Origin of the sequence: Holospora elegans E1 (assembly GCF_000648275.1) — a bacterium.
Taxonomy (GTDB): Bacteria; Pseudomonadota; Alphaproteobacteria; order Holosporales; family Holosporaceae; genus Holospora; species Holospora undulata_A.
Genome location: NZ_BAUP01000034.1, coordinates 1 through 20,939, shown reverse-complemented (window position 1 = coordinate 20,939; position 20,939 = coordinate 1). Strand labels below are relative to the sequence as shown.

Below are 20,939 nucleotides of genomic sequence, written 5' to 3'. Positions count from 1 at the left end.
TGAACCTCTACTCTACCTTAAAAAAGAACAAAAGATCAACCTTCACTATTCGAATAAGATATCTAAAATTTTTAAAAATTAAAAGAATTATGCGTCTTGCTTGAGGGGGCCCAGAAAATGAATTAACGGTAGTAAAGGCGCCCCTTCACATCCGCCCACAGGACCTGCAAAATGGCGAATATATTGCCCAATCAGACCAAACGATTGGTATCCCCCGCTATAAGATTCTTGAATCATACTTTCTGCAAGGGGAATTATCATTTCTTTTGGAATGCGTTTAAATTTAACTTTTGTCGTAGATAAACGAAATTTTATCAAGGAATCGTTTTGAATTTTTCCTATCATTGTACACACCTTGTGGCTTCCTCCAGACCACAAAGTAACAGAATTAACGCACTGTTCTAAGGTATTATGCCCTTCTAAAAAAGATCTTTTTGTAAAAATCAATGTGTGTAGAGACCAAAACAATTCTTCACCACGACACTCCTTAGCTTTGTGAAGCTGAAAAGTTATGCGATCTTTTAGGTAAGTTAATACATCACAAAATCCGGAAGATTTTAAAGTAAAGGGAACAATAGATTTTTCCAAAATGCAAACGTCACCCAAAACATTTTTTAAATTTAGTTTGTCAATAATATTAACTTTTTTTTCACATTCCGTTACAAAATTCCAAACCATGCTCTTTTTTTCCTAAGGAAGTTCAGATTTTTCTTGAACTGAACTAATAAAATGTTCCATATCTTCTAAATTCTTAAATCGAAGATTTATCTCTAAAGAAGCTCCTTTATGTTGAATTTTCACCTGACTGTGCGTTACCCAAGTCTGCAGACGACGTTCTAAAAGTTCTAATTCATTTTTTTCCAAGTGATTTAAGTGTTGACGCAGCGCTTCTGTGGAGTGTTCTAAAGCTCCTTCAAACAAATTTTGAGATTTTTTTAAACTTTGCTCTTTTTTTAATTCTTGTTCTGTTTGCCTTACTGTCCATTGATTTTTTATAACTTTTTGCGCCAATTCTTCAGGAAATCGACTGCTTAAAATAACTTTTGCATGCCCAAGAGAAAGATGTTTATCTAGAACTAAATTTTGGACAGATTCTGGAAGATTTAAAATTCTTAACATATTGGCAATGTGACTTCTGCTTTTTCCAATGCGATGAGCTAACTTTTCTTGAGTATAACTGAACGCATCAATAAGGTGTTGATATCCTTTTGCTTCTTCAATCGGGTTTAAATCATCTCTTTGAATATTTTCTAAGAGCGCAATTTCCATCATTTCTTCATCGCAAACTTCTAGAATACGACAAGGAATTTGTTCGATCCCTGCTAACTGAGCTGCGCGCCATCGTCTTTCTCCGGCAATAATTTCATAACGATACTCTCCACATGGGCGCACTAAAAGGGGTTGTAAAATTCCCTTAGATCGGATAGAGTGCCCAAGTTCATCTAAAGACACTTCATCAAAAACAACACGAGGTTGCTTTGAATTGGTTTGTAGAGTTTCAGGACGCAGCCATGATAAAGTCTCATCTTTTTGAAGCGTGGAACTTAAGCGCTTTTCAGAATTTGAATGATCTTTTGTGCTGGGTTGATCTTCTAAACCAGAGCGATCTTTTGTGCTGGGTTGATCTTCTAAACCAGAGCGATCTTTGGAGCTTGAGAGATTTTCCGTTTTTTCGGTTCCTTGTTCTCCCAGCAAAGCACCCAATCCACGCCCTAAGGCTTGTCGGTGTGGTGATTTTTTCATTATTTATCTAAAAAAAGAATAGAACAACCTATTCTTTTATATATACCACCTAAACCCTTTATTGTCTACTTATATTTAATAAAAAAGTAAAGATTAATGTAAAAACAATTTTATTATTGTTAAAATTTACAATTAATATAATAAAAAGTTGTGAATTGTTTTGCAGATTCTTAAAACGATTAGCGGATCTCTAGTTTAATGATTTTGTGAAAGAAAGATTTATCGATGAATTATTTTTCTTGAAAAATTAAAAAAACCAACTTTTAAATAAAAATTCTAAAAAACTGTTCCATTTTATGTAACTTTTTTTATGTGAAATTCTTGGGTTTTATTGACTGAAAAGCTTTCGATGCTGCTTGCGGTACCAGAAATTTTGTGCGATAATCCAAAAAACATTTGTGAGCTTTATTTTCTTTAGGTAGATGCTAATATTCAGGAGAGTTAAATAGCATGACAGCAATGCAAGAAACTATAAAAGAAGTGTTACGAGGGCGGTACCAACGTGATACTTTGTTAAAATATGAAGTGGTATTGATTATTAATCCAGATTATTCTATGCCTCAGGTTTTAGAAGTCTTTCAAAAGTTGGAATCTCAAGTCCAAGGGTATCAAGGGATGTTGAGTCCAGCGGAATATTGGGGATTTCGCACTTTAGCGTATCCCATTCATAAGCGCAATAAAGCACACTATGTTTATTGCACGGCTCAGCTTGACCCTTCTTGCGTGAAAGAGCTGGAACGTTTTCTTTCTGTAGAACTCCATGGGGGGATTTTTCGACATCTTGTTTTAAAAGTCAAGGATGAGAGTTTGTTGGTAGAGCCCACAATGCTGCGTCAGTCTTCCTTAGTGGATGCGGTTAATGGAGCATCTAAGCCTTCTTCTTCTGTCTCTTAGGAATTTTTTGTTTTAATAATGAAGGGAGAGTTTTATGAATTATATGCGTAAAAAGTATATTCGTTCTTTGAAAGAGAGTGAAATAAATTTTAAAAATCTGAAGTTGTTGAATCGATCCGTGACAGATTCTGGAAGAATAACTCCAGGACGTCTGATTCAAGTGGATCGCAGAATGGTGGATAAAAGGTCAGAGGAGGAGTCTTACAAAAAAACTCCTCGCACATTTTCTAATGCAAAGCGTCAAAAAAGCATCGCTAATGCCGTAAAAATTGCTCGGTATCTTGCTTTGATTCCGTACAAAAAGTAAGCATTTTAAGAGATGTGATGCAAAAAATTTATCAATATCTTGCCACCGCTTTTGTGGTATTTTTTTCTTTTTTATGTTTTTTTTCCCCGTCTTCTTTTTGGGGGCAGTGGATTTTGTTGGGGTTGGTATTTCCTTTTGCTGCGGTACTTTTAAACGTTCAGTTGGAAATCTCTTTACTTCTTTCAGTTTTTGCGTTTTCTTCTTTGGCTCTGGCTGAGTATCCTGTTGCAATTTTGGTAGCTTATGTTGTGTATTTTGTTATTCCACTGATGCTTTTACGTCATCAAAAATCTTTTAAAAACGAAATACCAGAAGATGTATTTTTAAAATTTTTTAGCTGCATTATGATGGGCGCTACTTTTTTTGTGGGATTGTGGTGGCAAGACGTAATGGTTCAAGTTTCTGCACCTCTTTTGTTAAAGATGTGGCCTGGAGTTTTATCGTTGCTTTCGGGAGCTTGTTGTGGCGTTTGGTTTCTAAAGGATCAGTTTTCTTTAAAAAAGATGTATGCTGTTTCTATGTGGAACTATTGGATATTAAGCGCGTTTCTTATGCTGGCAATAGCGTTAGAAGATGCGCAAGTTGTATTCTGTAATATGGCTTTAAGTGCAACATTGCCCTTTGTTTTAGAAGGCTGGAGTTTTCTTCGAAGTCTTTGGAAAAATAGGTCAGGGCTTGTCTTTTTTATTATAGGGTGTTGTGCTAGTATAAGTGGAGTTCCGTTGGTTATTTTGGGGTTGTGTTCAATTTTTAGACCTTGGATCATGCCTCTGTTAAATGAAAAGGAGTAGAGCAAGTTATGGCAATTAAAAAAAATAAAAAAACTTCAGTGGTATTGTGTGCGAACATTCGAAAATTAGGAAACGTTGGAGACATTGTTCAGGTAGCGCCCGGGTATCACCGAAATTATCTAGAACCTCAAGGAAAAGCTTTTTTTGCGACAGCAGAAAAGATTGAAAAAGTTCGGATTCAAAGTGAGGCGTTGAAAGCGGAAGATGAATCTCGTAAAGTTTTAGCTTTGAAATACGCAGAAGAGCTGGAATCTTTTGAGTTGACTTTTTCTAAAGAAAGTAACGAAGCTGGGGTGATGTTTGGTTCTGTTACTACTTTGGACGTTTGTCAATTGTTGGTTAGTAAAATAAAAGATCGGTTTCCGGAAGAAGAGTTTAAACTTTCTAAATCTGCAGTTTTAATGGATAAATCTTTAAAAACATTTGGAACTCATGAAGTATCAATAGAACTTCATCCACAAGTTGTGGTCAACGTTCGTATAATTGTTGCGCCAAAAATGTTAAATTATTAAAGGCTGTATGTCTTGGAGTGCAATAGGATATAAATTAGGGGCGTGCTTAGGTTTTTCTTGTTTAAATGTTGCAATTAAAAGTGCGAATCTTTCTGCGCTCTGGATTGTTTTTGTCCAAAATTTAGGGGCCTTATTTTGGGTTTGGCTTGGATTTGGTTTTTCACTGAAGTTTAATATTTTTCGTCCACTTTCTCTTTTAAGGGGAGGATTTGCTTTGTCGGGAGTTTTATTATGGACGATCAGCCTAAAGCATTTTTCTCTTTTTCAAATGATTTGTTTAGGATTATTTGGTCCGTGTGCTACGATTTTTTTGGCAGTTTTGATATTACAAGAATCTTTAACTTGGCGAAGGGCTGCTGCTATCGGTGTAAGTATTTTTGGGGGGCTATTAATTAATTACGGAAAAAGCCTTTTCGACTTGTCTTGGGGGGCATGTTTTCAATTAAAAAAATTTCCGGTATTTCCATTTTTGGCTATTTTTTGTTTTTCAGCCTCTAATATTTTGGCAAAAAAGATGTTGCGGCGTGCTTCTCCAGAAGATGTTGGGTGTTCAGTATTTGCCTTAACTGCTTTGGGAGCGGGGTCTTATATTGCAGCAGAATATATTTTTGGTCCAATTTTTAAGGTAGAAGTTATGATTGGAAAGCAGACTATACTTAATGTGATATTTTAAAAATTTTTAAAAATTTTGTGATACTTGGAAGTTTAACATTTTTATCACATCTTTTAATGAATCGCGCGCTTTCATTGCATCGAGTGCTTTTTTTACTACCTTTTGGAGCAGTTCGCCCGGCCATTAGTGCATTTTTAGGATGGTATTTTTTTAAAGAACCTTGGCCAAGTATCTGGATGTGGGGCGGAAGTGCTGCTATGATTATAGCCATAGTTTTGCTATCAAAAGAGCGATGAAATTTTATGTAAATTTCATAAAAATTATTACTATATTTTATGGGATGATCATTGGTGCTATGCCTTTGCGATTTGAAGAGGGGGCGGTAATATCCGATAGTCAAGTAGAAAATTTTTTAAATACGGTGTGCGCACCAGCTTTTGATATTTTGGGAGATAGCCTGCGTTCTAGAGTGAGTTTTCACTTAGTTAATAGCCAAACTATCAATGCTTTTGCTACAAAAAATGGTAATATTTTCATCAACGTAGGAGTGTTTTTAACAGCAGATACTCCAGAAGAAATTATCGGGGTCCTTTTTCATGAGTTGGGTCATGTTTCGTGTGATCATTTGACAAAAGCCATGGACCTGATGAAAAGTTTAGAAATAAGGTCTACGATACTACGCGTACTTGCGGGAGTTGCAGCAGGAATGACGGCGTTGACTTCTAAAGAAGGGTTAGGCGTGCTTCCGGGGTTTTTAGGGGGAAGCTCTTTGATTGACCTAACTGCGTTAACCGATATGATGCATTTTAGTAGAGCTCAAGAAGGGTCAGCAGATCAATTTGCTTTGGGGGTATTAAAAACATTGCAGTGGTCTATGAATGGATTGGCGACTTTTATGGAAAAAATGGTTCGGGCGTCTGGCATTAGTCAGGTTCCTTTGTATCTTAGAACTCACCCTTGTTCTGGAGATCGGTTGGCAAGTATTCGAGATGCTGAAAAAAAAAGTGGCCCTGTTAAGCCATTAGATCCCAGTATATATAGAGAATTTTTTAAAATTAAATCAAAACTTTGGGCATGTACAGAGCTTCAAAATGTGTCCACGTTGCAAGAATTTCGGCAAAAGTTAACGGGAATACCTGAAGAGTACCGCGCTTTGGGAGAAAGTATTTTTTTACACCGCAAAGGAAAACTTCAACACGCATTGAAAGCTCTAGACCGTTTTGAAAAGACTAATCAAAGAGATGCGTTTACTTTAGAGCTACGCTCTCAAATCTTGTTTGAAAATGGACATTTGACGCAAGCATTAGATTTTATTCGTTCTGCATTAAAAATGCGTCCAAAGGATATAAATATTAGAACCTACTCAGCAATTATCGCATTGGATGGTAGCGATCCTATGCAATGGAAACGCAGTGCAACTTTGTTGGAAGGGGCGGTCTTTGGCACTCAACAAGATCCCTATATGTGGTATTGGTTGGGAATTGCTTTAGGAAAATTAAATCGTATCGGAGAAATGCATGTTGCAATGGCTGAATGTGCTATGGGTAAGGGAGATATTCAAGATGCAAAAAAGCATACGCATCTAGCGCTGATGCATTTACAGGGAAAAAAATCTTCGAAAACTCCTTCTAGAATTTTAAGTACGTATTCTCAAAAGTATATTTTGCGTGCTAGAGACTTACAGCAAGCACTAAAAACGATTACGTTGCCGGCTCGTGATTAAACGATTGATTATTGCAGGGATGGGGGCTTTGGGGCAAAGTCTGGTGCATCATCTTCAAATTCACTATGAAATTATAGCTATTGATTCTTGTTTTGATGTGGTGCAAGACCTTTTAAAAAAATACGATATTCAGGGTATCGCAGGAAGCGTTTTAGATTTGGTGCTTTTATCTCAATTAGATTTAGATGAAACGTGTGGATTTATTAGCGTTACCGAAAAAGATAGTGTAAATTTAACTGCGTGCAGGTATGTACGGCAGAGTTTCTCTCTTGGGTTTATAGCCGCACGATTGAAAGATCTAGAAATTTATACTGTGATGCAGACAAGCGCTCTTCAAGAAGGCATTCATTTATTACTAAATCTTGATATGGATGGAGCAAAAGGTGTTCTTCAAAGGCTTTATTACCCAAACATTATGCGTCACATGTCGTTTTTTGAAAAAAAACTTCATGGGATTGTAATGAAAATTGAAGCTAAACACCACTTGTGCGGAATGAAAATTGAAGATATTGAGCGATACCATGCCGTACAGGATTCAAAAATTATACAGATTTTTCGTCAGAATAAGTCGGAAGTTCCTCATAAAAATATAGTTCTTAAGGAGAACGATCGAGTATGTATTGTGTACCATCCTATTGTTCCACTGAAACGATTATTTGAAATTTCGATGAATTTTCCAAAATATATTGTATCGTTAGGGATTAATTCGTTTTCTTATGCACTGGCAAAGATAGTGCACAAAAATTATTTTGATCTTAAGCAAGTATTTTTTGTTTCCTCAGATCCTGAAAAATATAGGGCGCTGGCTGCGCTTTATCCTGAATTTTCTTTTTATAATGGAAATCCTTTAGATGAAAAATTCCGAGAAGATCTTGGAATTCCTCCCAAAGAAAGCGGAATTTTGGCGCTTGGATTAAGTGATGCTGACAACCTTTTGTCTGCTCTTACCCATCAACATGCGCACCATTCAGTATCTATAGTGCAAGATGCTTCGTACATTCCCATTGGATTAAAGATAGGTGTAAGGTCTATTATTCATCCAAATGCATTAATTTTAGAGCAATTAATGACGCACCTTAGCCCTTCTTGTGTACAGCGTGTTCATGTGTTAGCAGACACACATTCAGAAAGTACAGAACCGATGGTACTCATTACAGCTGTGCTGGCAGAAGAAAGTTATTTCTTAAAAATGCAGAATTCGGATTTTAAAAACTTAGATGTGCAAATCATTGCTGTATTACGAAAAAAAAAGTTATTATTCAATCCTGAACATTTCATACAAAACGATCAAGTTCTCTTTTTGTGTTCTCAATTGAAATACTCACAAATTTTAGATTTATTAAAAAATAAAAAATTTTAATCGCAAGGTTTGGTGCTATCATGCGTCAATTTCGTCTGTACACAGCTGAAGCAATAGTAAATCACTTTAAGATCGGTATTTTAAAAAGAAATCAATACGATCAGGTAATCCAAATTTTTTGAAATTCTCGATCTTTTGTTTAATCTATAGGTATTATACTTTTTCTAGATAGAGTAATTTAGGTTGAATTAGATGTTTTAAAGAGCCACGAAATAGTGTCGAACAGAGCGTTGGAATTTAGTATATTGCATTCAATCCCCTTCTTCATATTAGCTCAGAATTTCTCTATTGGATTCAAATCAGAAGAGTAAGGAGGTAAAAAAATTATACTGCATTTTACAGATTCTATTAATTCTTTACTTCTCTTGGATTTATGAAAAGAGGCATCATCTATAATAACACCTTGACCAGGCTTTAGTTCCTTGATCAGAAATTTCTACCCAAGCTTGGAATAATACTGTGTCGCAAGATCCGTTAACTCCCATTGGTGCTATCGACGTGTTATTAACCAAACCGGCAATACTATTTGTTCTTTGATACTATTTCCCACTCTTTTTTCCAACCAACTTTTTACTTTTTCTGCCCTAGTTTATGTTTTTGCACATAGCCTGTCAATACCGCTTTCATCAATATATATAAGGCTTGGATACGCTATATCTTTGATCTATTATTGATAATGACTTTGCTTTTATTTGCTTTAATTTTCTTTGCTTGCTTCCACGTACGAAAAGTCTTTTTTTAAGCTATAGCCTAATCTTTTTAACCAGCAACTGATTGTATGCCAATTTTCTATGCCACCTGCCTATTGCTGATACACTTATTTTAAATAGTTGCGATGCTTCAATATACCTCCCCCTCATCTAAATATTCTATTACCCTTTGTCTTAAATCGTTGCTGTAGCGTTTTGTCATTTTCCTTTTATTTTAACAAAAAAATTACACCTAATTCAACCTAAATTAGTATAGTAAGAGTTTTATCAATTCAAAATTCATTCAATATGACTTTTTATGTGATATTAGCAACATGATAAAACGTCTATAAATTTTCTTGGCGCTATTCACTTGGTTTCAACTGTCCTTTGGCTTAATTGAGGACTTGGCCTAGGTATTTTAAAGAAGTATCAAACATCAACGTTAAGAAGTGCATCCAAAGTTATTGTATAGATATTTAATTTGTCGTTTCCTATAGCCAATCCACAACAATATGACCAAAAATCAGGTCTCCTTTAAAAAAAATTTATACCCCCCTAAATTCTCTATTTTTATTTCTGAACTTTCTTTCTTTGTTCCGATGTTAACTGATGTACTAAGAATCTCCAAAATCGGAATGGGTAATCAGCTTATACTGTTTAGGGGAGGAATTTTCCCACAAGGACTCTAGATCAAATATTTTTCTTGTGTCCTCCAAAAACAGATGAACAAAGACTGACCCAAGGTCCAAAACAATCCAAGTGCTTTCCTCATTACGTCCTTGAATACGTACTTCTCTTTTGTGCATTTTTGCCCACGCCATTAATGCATCACACACTGTAATCATATGCCGCGAAGTACGACACTGTCCTATAACAAAAAAATCAGTAAAAAAACATCGGTCTAAAACATCGATCGAAACGATGTACTCTGTTTTTTTGTTTTCCATGATTTCAAAGATCTCTTTCAAAACAGCAACCATTATCATCTTCCTTTTTGATTTTTCAATATATTTTGAATGCGATTTGTGTCTACTTCTACCTGATATTGTTTTACTAATCCTTGCACATAGCTGCCCCAGGCCCTGTTTTTCCATTCTTCTTGAAGTAATTGCTGAATTTCTTTTAATTGTTCTGACGTTTTATAAAGTACTTCTATATTTTCTAAATACACAAGCAATATTTTCCCTTTTTCTTCTATCACTCGAAATTCATGAAGTGCAACTCTAAAAGCAACATTTGAAACCGTCTCTGGAATTTCTTTATTAGGACTTAGCCAAGTGCTATAAGCTTTTTGCATACTTTTAACTTTTGTTTTGTCTTGGTCTTTTAGCGCTTTTTCTTTTGCTAATTTTTTTTGAGCTAATTTTAGCCAACGCGCTTTTAATACAGGTTTTGCTTCCTCAAAACTTAACACCCGTTCTGGTTCAACACGCTGAACTTGGATTACGTAAGTTCCTTGACTATCTTGTAAGATTTCAGGATCACTTTTTGGCTTCATCATCGTTACTTTACTGTATGCTGTATTTCTAAATTCTGGAGTGCTTTTTTCCGAGAATAAAGCATTCACATCCTTTGGTCGTTGAACGGAAACAACTTTATACTGAAGATTCAATTTTTTTCCAATTTCTTCAAGAGACTTTCCTGTACTAAGCTCTTCTTCTACTTCGATCATCTTCTTATCACTTTTTGGGTGAAAAAAAATCTGTAAAGCCACAACGTATTTTGCAGAAGGTGCTTTGATTTTTTCCTTCTTTTTATAAAAATCTTTTAACTCTTGTAAAGTAGGAGAAGGAATTTTTTTAAAATCAGAAATTTTGTACTCTCTCCAACGTATTGTTCTTCTTTGAGATACAGCTTCATCAATACAATTTTTTAAGATACCTGGAACATAAAACTGTGACATTACTGCTCTTTTTAATCTTTGTTTTGAAACGCGTTCCTTTTCAAGGGATAAAAATTCTTTCAATCCTAGGGATAAATTTTTTAACGTTTCTCTAAATTTTCTTTCTGAAAATTGTCCTTTTCCGTCTTGAAACTCAGGATATCGCGCGATAAGCTGCTTAATATATCGGTCAGAAACCTGAAAGTCCAAAGATCGAATTTCTTCCCTTAGCGCAACATCCTTGACTAGATCTTCCAGTATATACTGCGTTTCATTCTGAGAAGGAAGCATAGAAAGCGCACCGGAAGCTCTTAACACTGAAAACGCTCGAATTTTTTGCAGAAATAACTTTTGAAATTCCTGTTCGTAAATCTTTGTTTTCCCTACTGTGATGATGGGACGATCCCAAAAATAAGAAATTTTTATGAAAGGAGACCCCATGCTTAGAGCAACTGCTAAAAGAGCAAACAACCCAACAACAAAAGGAGAATTTTTTACTTGGGACATTACAGCAATACACTTTCACCAATTTTCATAAGGATATAGCGTTCTTTAAATAAAATCAACTCTAAAACCTTATCTTAAAAAACCGAAACCTCCTTCCTTTCTTACGCAAAAGATCTAACGACTATTCTTAGTAAGGAAAAGCTTCCCCAACTTGTTTTTTATAAAAACATTTGGCATATCATAATCTTGGCAATGTCAATCATATCGCAAGCTGCCCCCCTTAATGTATTGTCTGAACAAACCCAAGCAGACAGATGATGGGGACTAAGCTGACGAATCCTTCCCACAGAAACGACAAACCGTCCCTGTATTTCTTCTGGGGTTAAATAATTGTTTGAAACTTCTACATGGGTAGACTGATTCCAGATGTTTTTTACTTTTTGTATGCAAAACGGGCGTTCAAATTCTGCCCATAATGCTGAAGCATGCCCTTTCAGAACAGGAACTCGTACCGCAATACTAAAAATCGGGCAATCAGTTTGCAAGATACGCTGTAACTCTTTTTGAATTTTTTCTTCTTCACTGCTCTGTTCTTGCGTATCAAAATCACCTATCTGCGGAATTACATTAAAGCCAATACTTCTTGGAAAATAATGAGTGTTTACACATTGACCAGATAATTTATTCTTAGTTTCCATAAAACATGCTTCTACCCCTTGCTTTCCTGCACCAGACACCGATTGATATGTGGAAATATACACGCATTTTAACCCATATAAATGATGAATAGGAGCAAGCACGCAAGCAAGAGGGCTTACAATACAATTGCTATGACTACATAACCGATCTTCTTTCTTCAGTATTTTGTGATTTACGCCGGGAACTATCAATGGAACTAGGGGATCTAATCGACGCCAAGAACTTGAATCCACAACCCGCGCTCCGGCGTGCAAAGCTTTTTCGATCCAAATCTTTGAAACCTCTTCTCCTGTAGCAAATAAGCACAGATCGAAATCGGAAAAATTTGCTTGCTCAATAGAAGAAACATTCAAAGATATACCTTCTATCGAAAGCTCATGAGATTTTGAAGCAAATAAAGAAATAGACCAACAATCCGTATTTTTATCATCCATTATTAACTTTAACACAGTGCGCCCAACAAGTCCGGTAGCACCAATAAGAGCAACGCGCACTTTCTTGCTTGAATCGTGAATCATATCTACAAAACCTCGTCGTGTTGTACAAAAACTTTGGTTACTATACGCCCCTAATTACCCTTAAATCCCCGAAAGAAATTTAGAACACTCTGTCGTTTTCTACACATCACGGAAAAAGAATAAACTACCTAGTTTTATACGTTTCATTCAAGCAGATCCGGAAACATTCAACATTTTTTCTTCAAATGTCTTCATTTTTCGTTTTATCATAACATCTTCGTACAAAATACTTAAAGCAAACTTTTTGAGTATCTCTAACACATCTTCCACCGGAGTATGCCGCCACAATAAATAAGTCTCCCATGGCTCTGATATGGAAGAATCTTCTTGGCAGTGTATATGAAATTTTTCTAAACTTGCCTGAGACACGTCTTCACGAACCTCTAGTACCAAATCTTTTACCATTTTTCTAAGCATCATGTATCCAACGCTCCATGCTTGCCTTCCATTATCTACAGCCCAAAGAACGTTACTTCGCCCACAGTGTTTTGAAAACAATACCTGGAAAAGGTTCCAGTAATGCGCGCGAAAAGAAGCGCCCGCATGAAGACCGTCTAACAAAGCCACTGTTGCCCTTAGCGGAGTAAAAGGTCCTGGGGCCGTAAAAGTAGCAACATGAGACAAATTTCCCCTTTCAATGCCTTGAGTATATATTGATTGAACTAGAGACGCGAGCTCTTGATCTGCATGATCTTGATTATAGTGTGATTGAGTAATCAGGTGCACTCGAGAAGAAAGATCCTCGAAAGAAAAATCTTCTTCTCCTTCTTCATCAAACTCCCAAAGAGCCACCATAACAAAAGGAAATCCTATGAATGTTAAAATCGACGTTTTTTGGGGAGTACTCATTTCCATTCCTCTATAATTTTTTTTATACGACCAAACTGATAGACACTTTTAAGCTTTTCTGCACGAATAATTGCCATTATCTCGCAAGCAGCCATTAAAAAATCATCATTAAAAACAACATAATCATAATAAACCCATTGATGCATTTCAATGGAACTTGCAGCAAGGCGACGAGAAATAACTTCGGGAGAATCTTGCCCACGTTGTTCCAATCTGAATTTTAGCGCATCTTGACTTGGCGGAACTACAAAAATACTTACAATTTCTCCGTTTAATGCTGTGTGGGATTTTAGTTTTTGCAATCCAACTTGATCTAAAGCACAAATAACGTCCTTTGACTGATTTAAACACTCCATCATCGGATCCAAAGGAGTACCGTAAAAATGATCATGGATCTGAGTCCATTCTACAAAACGGGCCTGAGTTTGATAAGCTTGAAAATCTTTCTTTGAAACGAAAAAATAATCTTTCCCTTCTTGTTCGTCAGGACGAGACTGCCGCGTGGTCATAGAAACTGATTCTTGGATATGATCCAACGAAGCAGCTATATGCTTACACAAAGAAGTTTTTCCCGTTCCCGAAGGTGCAGAAAGAACAAACACGATTCCACTTGAATTTTTATTTTTAAGCATTCACTAAATATGAAATTAAAGTATTCATCTAAAAAAAACCTTCGGTATTATACCACAATTTATTTTTTAAAATCAACTTGCAGAAATAAAAAAGTTTAGAAATCAGAAAAACTTATGCGCCAAAACTTACGCTTTTACGTTTAACGTGCAATTTATTTTAGAACTCTAAATTAAATTTCTCTTTGCTGCTTTGAATTATTTTTCTAGGTTTTCCCATCGTGGCAATGGGGGTGCCTGACAGGTGATTTTCGTTGCCATGGTGGGGGGCATCACCAAACAGGATGGATTCATCTTTCGGCGGTGTTGTCATCACCGTTAAAAAGGCCTCCTGCTTGGCTGCCTTTTCGGGCCGCGCTTCTGGCTTTTTAAATGAAAAATTATGGGCGCACAGCCATGAGGTCTTGCCTTGAATCGTCTAGTCAATGCCTCAAGAACATATCAATCACTTTCATATACGGTGTGGCTTTCCAAATGTGCGATAAGTTTTTCTGCTTGTGAAACATTCAGCTTGCTTACAGAGCTCTTGCTTGACACCATTAACTTTTGATCTTCCTTATACTTCTCTACGATCGTCAATCAAAAGAGCCTTAGCAATTTGACAAGCTCCACCCTTTGTCGGATAACAAAACTGCCGTAATTCTATCTGCTACGCGTCGTTTCTTTTCTTGCCAATGCTGCGTTCTTAACGCAACACAAGCTTCTTCTGTTAGAAATATTTGCATAAGAAAAATTATTAACACATATAAATTAAACTTTTAAACTATTTCATTCAGTATGAGTATATTGTGGGTTTTTTTCTAAAATTGGTGTATTCTAAAGACAGCTCTGATTAATTAAAAACTAAAGATTGGACATTTCAATTTATTCACAAATTCGTCATAGAATTTCTATTGTTGACCTGGTATCTGGCTACATTAAATTACAAAAAAAGGGAAATAATTGGAGCGCACTATGCCCTTTTCATAAAGAAAAAAGTCCTTCTTTTGTCGTGCAAGAAGTAAAAGGCAGTTATCACTGCTTTGGATGCGGAGCTCATGGGGATGTTATAGATTTTTTGAAAAATATCGAAGGCATCACTACAATAGAAGCGATTCAAAAGCTTGCAGAGCAAGCCAATATTCAATCATGGAAAAATCAATATTCCTACATTAAACCTCAAGATACTGATTTAAAAGAATGTTTGATGCATGTATGTGAATATTTTATTGAAGCTCTAAAAAATCAAGAATTTGCAAAAAATTACTTAGGAAATAGAGGGATTTCTTTTTCTTGTCAAGAACATTTTAAGTTGGGATGGTGTGATGCTTTAGTTATGCAAACTATAAAGTCCCATATATCTTCTGATACATTGATAAAAGCTGGACTGATTACTGATCAATATCACAGAAATTTTTTTGAAGGACGAATTACTTTTCCTATTTTCAATGCTCGGGGAGAAATTTTGGGATTTGGAGGAAGAAGTTTACAAGAACAAAAAATGCCTAAATATTTAAACTCTCCAGAAACATCTTTATTCATTAAACATCAAATCCTTTATGGAATAGAAAATTTAAAATCTAACCTACCTTGTGTTGTGGTGGAAGGGTACCTTGATGCTCTTGCGTTTTGGAAGCGTATGCCAGCAGTAGCGTGTCTTGGAACTGCTTTATCTGCAGAACACCTCCACATGATTTGGAAAGTAACACCAGAACCTGTTATATGCTTTGACGGAGACGCGGCAGGAAAAACAGGAGCATACAAAGCAATATGCACAGCCTTACCTCTTTTAACCCCTGGTAATACGTTACGTATAGCAGAGCTTCCTTTGGGGCAAGATCCTCAAAGTATCATTCATTATCAAGGGTGGGATGTTATGGAAAAAATTATCAAAGATGCCGCGCCCCTTTCTGAGGTGCTTTATCATCATATTTTTTCTCAAGAAGTTCTATTAGTTCCAGAACGTCGGGCAAAAGCTGTGCTTTTATGGAAACAACAAACAGAAATTATAAAAAATTCTGAAGTAAAACGCGCTTATCAGTCTTTTTTTAAAGAGCGATTTTATGGAAAGCGTTTTTCTTCACAAAAAAACAAAACGGCTCCTTGTTCAGTTTCTTTGGTATTAGGAATAGAAATTTTATTGGGAGCGTTATGCATATTTCCCGGGCTGTTGGGACAAGTTCAAGAGATATTGGCTCAACTTTATTGTCCCCAAGTATATGTCCCCCTTAAAGAAGCTCTTATTCAGTGGCAGGCGCTTCAAGAAAATAGTTTTGACTCTTGCCATCATCCGCCAACACTTTTAGACTGTTCTGATGCTTCTTGGTATAAAGACCTTGTTCAGCGTGTAACTCCCCATTTAGCATTTTGGCAAAATTTAGACCTTAATACCCTTCAAGCGCAATGGATAGAATTGTTTAACGCACATCAAACACAATACCATTTAGAAGACATGCGTGATCGCTTGAAGGATCAATCTCATTTACTTTTTTCTGAATGGGAAGAACTTAAATTACTAACATTTAAAGATGAGCTTATTTAGACTATAATCCCTATTGTCTGTCAACTTTTTCTATCATCGTAGAAAAAGTTTTAAAAAAAATTTAAAAAAGGAGTAAAACATTATGTCCTGTATCCAAGATAAAGAATCCATCATAGAAGACGATCTTTCTTTTGAAGAAGTAGGCTTAAGTTCTGGGGGGCTAGAAGATTCTGTTTTTACAAATGTTTTAGATATTCATGATTCGGAAGTCGACCCTTTAATACTTAACTCTTCTGATTCTGTTGAATCAGATAACGAATTATTTACAATTAATACTTTAGATTCCGATCTTTTAGACCAGCTGAAAGAGCTAGATGAAGAAGAAGAGCGTGAAGGAGAAAATAGTTTGTGCTATTTACTTCAAGCTCTGCTTGTAAAAAGTAAAGAACAGGGATTTTTGAGTCAAAAGTATTTAAATAAGTTGTTTGCTGTTCAAGATTTTACGATCCAAGCCAAAGAACTAATGCTTCAGCTGCTAAAAGATGCTGGAATAGGAATCACCCTAGAAGATACGCTACTTTCCGAACAATTAGAGCTAAGCCCCTTAGAAGATTCCAAAGAAGAAGAAATAGAACTTCCTGGTATGGACGATCCTGTTCGACTTTATTTAAAAGAAATAGGGTCAGTGCCACTGTTATCTCGTACAGGAGAAGTAGCAATCGCTCAACGCATAGAAGCAGGAAAGAATATGGTTGTTTCCGGGTTGTGCAGCAGTCCTATTTTGTTTTCAGTATTAGATCAGTGGATTAAGGGGTTAGAAGAGGGAACTATTACGCTGCGCTATCTTGTAGACTTAGAAAATAACGTAGACGAGGCGCTAACAGAAGTCTTAAGTGTAAGTGTTGACGCAGAAAAAGAAAAAAAAGAAAAAGACGGATTAGAAGAGTTACTAGAAAAAGAATCTTTGTTAGAAAAAAAGCTAAACAAAAAAGTTTCCTCCCTAGAACCGTTTTCTAATACAGAAAATGCTAATTCTCCAAAAATATCTCCAATTCTTGGAGATATTAATAGAGAAATAGATGATGAGGATGCAACTCTATTGGCAGAAGCTGAAGAAAAATTAGATGAAGATGTGTTGATAGAAAAAGATGATTTATGGGTAAACGAAAGTCATTTATTGGAAGGAACTTTAAGTAAGTTTCGTGCTGTGCGAGATAAAATTCAAGCAGGAATTGAAAACGAAGCTTCACTTAAAGAAATTATTGAAATATTTTCAAGTCTTCGATTGCAAAGTGGCCGCATAAAAGATCTTATTGAGCTTGTTTTAGATTTGCAAAAAGCATTGCTAAAGTGTGATTCGAAAATTTTAAAATTATGCGAAGCTAACGGCGTTTCGGTAAAAGATTTCCTAGCTTCTTATAATGGAGAAGCACCAAGACAATGGTGGCTTTACCTTCAAGAAAAGGCTCCCTCAGACAAGTGGAAAGCGGTTATTACAAAAGGAAAAGATGAAATTGAGAAAATTCTTTCAGATATTGATGCCATCACAATACGGTCAGGAGTTCCTTTAGCACGGCTAAGACAGATTATAAAAACTGTTCAAACAGGGGAACACGATGCAGAGCAAGCAAAAAAAGAAATGATCGAAGCTAATCTTCGTTTAGTGATTTCCATAGCTAAAAGATATACCAATCGAGGTCTCCAGTTCCTAGATTTAATTCAAGAGGGAAATATTGGATTAATGAAAGCTGTTGATAAGTTTGAATACCGTAGAGGATATAAGTTTTCTACTTACGCCACATGGTGGATCCGTCAAGCAATCACCAGATCTGTTGCAGATCAAGCACGCACGATTCGTATTCCTGTACACATGATAGAAACCATCAACAAAATGTTAAAAATTTCTAGAGCGTTTGTTCATGAAACAGGTCGAGAACCAAGCCCGGAAGATCTTGCCGAACGCATGGGGTACTCTTTGGCAAAAATACAAAAAATTTTAAAAATTTCAAAAGAACCTATCAGTCTTGAAACTCCTGTAGGAGATGAAGAAGACAGCCATATAGGAGACTTTTTAAAAGATGAGACTGCTATTTCTCCTATTAATGCTGCAGTAATGAATGATTTAAGAGATGCACTTTCGGAAGCTTTGTCGTTATTAACCGCACGAGAAGAAAGGGTCTTAAGGTTAAGATTTGGTATTGGGGGAAACAGAGAAGAGCGCACATTAGAAGATGTTGGAAAAAGCTTTGATGTAACACGAGAACGTATTCGTCAAATTGAAGCAAAAGCGCTAAGAAAATTACGTCATCCTAGTCGCTCCAAATCATTAATTCATTTTTTGGATGAAGATTAAGGGGGAATATCTTATTTTCTTAGGATTTTTTGAGCAGTAAGAAAGTGTGTTTTTCTTAACGGGCTATTTTTAAAAGCCCGTTTAGGATAATTAATACATCTTAGAACAGTTTGTTCTGCGGTATACGAAAGATGATCACAATAAGTTAAGTTTTTTTAGTATTTAAGTTACGACCTATTCTATGGATTTTTTTTCTAAAAGTTTTTTCCATTAAAGCCTAAGAAAATTTTATATTTTCAGAAGTTTTTAAGCAATTTCAATTTGGTATTAACACTACAGGTAAATCAGTATAAAAAGATTACGAGAGATGGAATTAAAATAAGAGGTCTATTGAACAAGTTAATGTTCTTCTTATATTTTTGGCTTGGGCCCATTTTTTCTCAATAGGATTGAGATCAGGAAAATAAGGAGGCAGATAAAGCAAACTATGACCCGCATCTTCTAGCATCTTTTGCATAGCTTTCCCTTTATGGAAAATGGCATTATCCAGAACAATAACTCTTTCTTTTGGAAGGGTTCTAATAAAATCTGCTGCACCCAAGATGTAACTCCCTTTGTAAGCTAGATATGTAATTTAATTGAATTAGGTGCAATTAAAGAAAAACGACAAAGAGCTACAGTAAGAATTTAAGACAAAGGTGAATAGAATATTTAGATGAGGGAGGGCGGGTATATTGAAGCATTGCACCTATTTAAAATAAGTGTATCAGCGATAGGAAGTTGGTATAGAAAATTGGCATAGAAAATGCAGACAAGAACTCAGTTATTTTTCTAAGAAGCGTGGTGGCTCAGAAAAAAATATTAACTTAGAGAAGCTTGAAGTGTACGTCAAAGAAAACCAAGATATGACATTGAAAAAAGCCGCTCAAGAATTTGGGGTACATTCAGTTACTGGGTAAAAAGATTAGGCTATAGCTAAAAAAAAGACTTTTCGCACTTAGAAGCAAACCAAGAAAATTAAAGCAAATAAAAGCGAATTCAGTATCAAGAATCGATCAAGATATAGCGTATCCAAGTCTTGTATATACTGATGAAAGCGGCATTGATATAGCTATGTGTAAAGACAGAAGGCTGGGGCAGAAAAAGTGAACAGTTGGTTGGCAAAAAGGGGAAAAATGGTATCAAAGAACAAATAGTATGCCTGTTTAGTTAATAACAAACCGACAGCGCCAATAGTTTTTAACGGACTTGGGTAAAAAAATTTCTGATCAATGAACTAAAGCTTCGTCAAGGTGTTATTATGGATAACTCCTCTTTTCATAAATCCAAGAGAAGTAGAAAATTAATAGAATCTGTAAAATACAGTATAATTTTTCTACCTCCTTATTCTTGTGATTTGAATCCAATAGAGAAATTCTGGGCTAATTGAAGAGGTGGACAATATAACTAAATTCCAACGCTCTATTCGACGCTATTTCGCGCTTCTTTAAAATATCTAATTCAACCTAAATTACTATAGTCTTTTTCTATATAGCTAGGGTCAGATAAAAAAGCCATATGCAACAAAAACAAGTTAAGCTAGAAAATTTGTCAAAACTTGAAAAAAAGATGACATATTCAGTTCAGTTTTGTAAAAAAGTGCTAAAGCTACAACCAGCTGGTGAGAGTTTTATCAAGATATCCAAAAGATTTAAGATCTCAACTACAATAATAAGCAGTTGGAAAAATCAATTAACGCCTAAGAAAAATAGGAATAAATCCCCAATCAAAATAGAGACCCAAGTATAAAAAAACTCTGAATCTTCCCAAGGAGGATCTCGTAAAAAGGTTTGCGTTTTTCTGGCGGATTGACAAGCTAAAAAAATAATAAAAACTCAATAGGTTAATATTGACGAAAGTTGTTTTGCGCGCGACATGCCAAAACCACATATATTCGATACAAGGGCAGCATGATTGGGGGAGAAAAGAAAACTAAGACCCGCCCTCAATTAAGCCAAACGACAAGTGAATAGCGCCCATAAAATTTACGGACGTTTTATCATAGCGCGGTATTGCTTGCAGTTTAGCGAAGAAATTCTCGATCAAATGACGGGATTTAAAAGATATGTATCATAATTTGAAGCCCTAAAATGGTTCTTTTTAGGGGAAATCACGGCCTAACACCTTTTTTCTTTAGTTTTCGCCGCCCCCTTTCATCAGCATCATAGTATCACAGATTGCGTGGATCTTTGTACTCAGAACTCCAGAGGATCGTCCTATATACCAAATCAAATTGAAAGTGCTGGATTAATGCGTTGAAAATTTTCATTGACGCGCTCCATACTCCCCCTCACTTTTTTTCAGGTAGTTTAAAAGATCGCTGAAATCAAAGAATAAGAGTTTATCTTTGATCCACCTGAGTGTTCTTGTGTAAGGCTTGTTATAAAAGCGTATACAATAGCAACAGCGACAATGGTCATAAGTTTGGAAAGTCTTCCCAAATCTTTCATAGGGGGATTTTCAAGGTTAACCCCTTGCGTTTTCATA

At 35.8% G+C, this 20,939-nt stretch carries 23 protein-coding genes and 2 pseudogenes; 12 read left to right on the top strand and 13 right to left on the bottom strand.

The window, feature by feature from the left end:
• Positions 1–87: 87 nt before the first annotated feature.
• Positions 88–678 (bottom strand): Maf family protein, encoded by a 591-nt coding sequence (locus HE1_RS00875; protein ID WP_035543552.1) that lies wholly within the window; start codon positions 676–678, stop codon positions 88–90.
• 12 nt (positions 679–690) lie between these two features.
• Positions 691–1,743: a ParB/RepB/Spo0J family partition protein gene (locus HE1_RS06310; RefSeq protein ID WP_052567156.1), complete on the bottom strand. Its 1,053-nt coding sequence runs from the start codon at positions 1,741–1,743 to the stop codon at positions 691–693.
• Positions 1,744–2,193: 450 nt separating this feature from the next.
• Here HE1_RS06310 and rpsF point away from each other — a divergent pair, with 450 nt between their 5' ends.
• From rpsF to HE1_RS00830, 8 genes are read left to right on the top strand one after another with little or no spacing between them, the layout of a single operon-like run.
• A complete protein-coding gene (gene rpsF / locus HE1_RS00865; RefSeq protein ID WP_006303525.1) occupies positions 2,194–2,637 on the top strand; it encodes a 30S ribosomal protein S6 in 444 nt (147 codons plus the stop codon).
• A gap of 34 nt (positions 2,638–2,671) precedes the next feature.
• A complete protein-coding gene (locus HE1_RS00860) occupies positions 2,672–2,944 on the top strand; it encodes a bS18 family ribosomal protein (RefSeq protein WP_023491369.1) in 273 nt (90 codons plus the stop codon).
• 17 nt (positions 2,945–2,961) lie between these two features.
• The gene (locus HE1_RS00855) at positions 2,962–3,735 is read left to right on the top strand and encodes a hypothetical protein (protein ID WP_006303523.1); all 774 of its coding nucleotides are present in this window, start codon (positions 2,962–2,964) and stop codon (positions 3,733–3,735) included.
• Positions 3,736–3,743: 8 nt separating this feature from the next.
• A complete protein-coding gene (rplI, locus tag HE1_RS00850) occupies positions 3,744–4,247 on the top strand; it encodes a 50S ribosomal protein L9 (protein WP_006303512.1) in 504 nt (167 codons plus the stop codon).
• Between the two features lie 7 nt (positions 4,248–4,254).
• Positions 4,255–4,920 (top strand): DMT family transporter, encoded by a 666-nt coding sequence (locus tag HE1_RS00845; protein ID WP_035543546.1) that lies wholly within the window; start codon positions 4,255–4,257, stop codon positions 4,918–4,920.
• Positions 4,921–4,937: 17 nt separating this feature from the next.
• The gene (locus HE1_RS00840) at positions 4,938–5,156 is read left to right on the top strand and encodes a hypothetical protein (protein WP_035543544.1); all 219 of its coding nucleotides are present in this window, start codon (positions 4,938–4,940) and stop codon (positions 5,154–5,156) included.
• Positions 5,153–6,583, top strand: coding sequence for a M48 family metalloprotease (locus HE1_RS00835; RefSeq protein WP_006303508.1), 1,431 nt, complete (start codon positions 5,153–5,155; stop codon positions 6,581–6,583). Before HE1_RS00840 ends, HE1_RS00835 begins: the two co-directional genes overlap by 4 nt.
• Complete coding sequence (locus HE1_RS00830) at positions 6,576–7,943, top strand: NAD-binding protein (RefSeq protein ID WP_035543537.1); 1,368 nt, start codon at positions 6,576–6,578, stop codon at positions 7,941–7,943. The genes HE1_RS00835 and HE1_RS00830 overlap by 8 nt, the downstream gene beginning before the upstream one ends.
• Before the next feature lie 274 nt (positions 7,944–8,217).
• Here the strand turns inward: HE1_RS00830 and HE1_RS10180 are convergent, their stop codons facing one another.
• From HE1_RS10180 to HE1_RS09870, 9 genes are all read right to left on the bottom strand, one after another.
• A complete protein-coding gene (locus tag HE1_RS10180; protein ID WP_373279892.1) occupies positions 8,218–8,337 on the bottom strand; it encodes a transposase in 120 nt (39 codons plus the stop codon).
• Positions 8,330–8,455 (bottom strand): hypothetical protein, encoded by a 126-nt coding sequence (locus tag HE1_RS09875; RefSeq protein WP_278243005.1) that lies wholly within the window; start codon positions 8,453–8,455, stop codon positions 8,330–8,332. The genes HE1_RS10180 and HE1_RS09875 overlap by 8 nt, the downstream gene beginning before the upstream one ends.
• A 794-nt stretch (positions 8,456–9,249) precedes the next feature.
• Positions 9,250–9,621: a ribosome silencing factor gene (gene rsfS, locus HE1_RS00825; RefSeq protein ID WP_162531138.1), complete on the bottom strand. Its 372-nt coding sequence runs from the start codon at positions 9,619–9,621 to the stop codon at positions 9,250–9,252.
• Entirely contained in the window at positions 9,618–11,024 is a 1,407-nt protein-coding gene (locus tag HE1_RS00820; RefSeq protein ID WP_035543533.1) for a peptidylprolyl isomerase, read from the bottom strand. Before HE1_RS00820 ends, rsfS begins: the two co-directional genes overlap by 4 nt.
• A gap of 158 nt (positions 11,025–11,182) precedes the next feature.
• Positions 11,183–12,181 carry an aspartate-semialdehyde dehydrogenase gene (locus HE1_RS00815; protein ID WP_006300175.1) on the bottom strand — a complete coding sequence of 333 codons (999 nt, stop codon included), beginning with the start codon at positions 12,179–12,181 and terminating at the stop codon, positions 11,183–11,185.
• A 147-nt stretch (positions 12,182–12,328) separates the two neighbouring features.
• Entirely contained in the window at positions 12,329–13,030 is a 702-nt protein-coding gene (locus HE1_RS00810) for a hypothetical protein (RefSeq protein ID WP_024161365.1), read from the bottom strand.
• Positions 13,027–13,662 carry a guanylate kinase gene (gmk, locus tag HE1_RS00805; protein ID WP_023491729.1) on the bottom strand — a complete coding sequence of 212 codons (636 nt, stop codon included), beginning with the start codon at positions 13,660–13,662 and terminating at the stop codon, positions 13,027–13,029. The genes HE1_RS00810 and gmk overlap by 4 nt, the downstream gene beginning before the upstream one ends.
• A gap of 157 nt (positions 13,663–13,819) precedes the next feature.
• A complete protein-coding gene (locus HE1_RS08550) occupies positions 13,820–13,972 on the bottom strand; it encodes a hypothetical protein (RefSeq protein WP_162531137.1) in 153 nt (50 codons plus the stop codon).
• 277 nt (positions 13,973–14,249) lie between these two features.
• Positions 14,250–14,384: a hypothetical protein gene (locus HE1_RS09870; protein ID WP_278242997.1), complete on the bottom strand. Its 135-nt coding sequence runs from the start codon at positions 14,382–14,384 to the stop codon at positions 14,250–14,252.
• A gap of 125 nt (positions 14,385–14,509) precedes the next feature.
• Here HE1_RS09870 and dnaG point away from each other — a divergent pair, with 125 nt between their 5' ends.
• Both dnaG and rpoD read left to right on the top strand, forming a co-directional pair.
• Positions 14,510–16,180, top strand: a complete 1,671-nt coding sequence (dnaG, locus tag HE1_RS06305; RefSeq protein ID WP_006290081.1) for a DNA primase — start codon at positions 14,510–14,512, stop codon at positions 16,178–16,180.
• Positions 16,181–16,262: 82 nt separating this feature from the next.
• Positions 16,263–18,473 (top strand): RNA polymerase sigma factor RpoD, encoded by a 2,211-nt coding sequence (gene rpoD, locus HE1_RS00795; protein WP_052567154.1) that lies wholly within the window; start codon positions 16,263–16,265, stop codon positions 18,471–18,473.
• 313 nt (positions 18,474–18,786) lie between these two features.
• Here the strand turns inward: rpoD and HE1_RS00790 are convergent, their stop codons facing one another.
• Positions 18,787–19,014: a transposase gene (locus HE1_RS00790; RefSeq protein WP_052567152.1), complete on the bottom strand. Its 228-nt coding sequence runs from the start codon at positions 19,012–19,014 to the stop codon at positions 18,787–18,789.
• A gap of 184 nt (positions 19,015–19,198) precedes the next feature.
• Between HE1_RS00790 and HE1_RS10105 the strand changes: the two genes are divergently transcribed.
• Entirely contained in the window at positions 19,199–19,372 is a 174-nt protein-coding gene (locus HE1_RS10105; protein WP_084490824.1) for an IS630 transposase-related protein, read from the top strand.
• A 299-nt stretch (positions 19,373–19,671) separates the two neighbouring features.
• Positions 19,672–19,842 (top strand): annotated as a pseudogene (locus HE1_RS10175) (transposase); the annotation flags it as partial.
• A 542-nt stretch (positions 19,843–20,384) separates the two neighbouring features.
• Here the strand turns inward: HE1_RS10175 and HE1_RS10170 are convergent.
• A pseudogene (locus HE1_RS10170) lies at positions 20,385–20,513 on the bottom strand (IS5/IS1182 family transposase); the annotation flags it as partial.
• Positions 20,514–20,939: the final 426 nt, after the last annotated feature.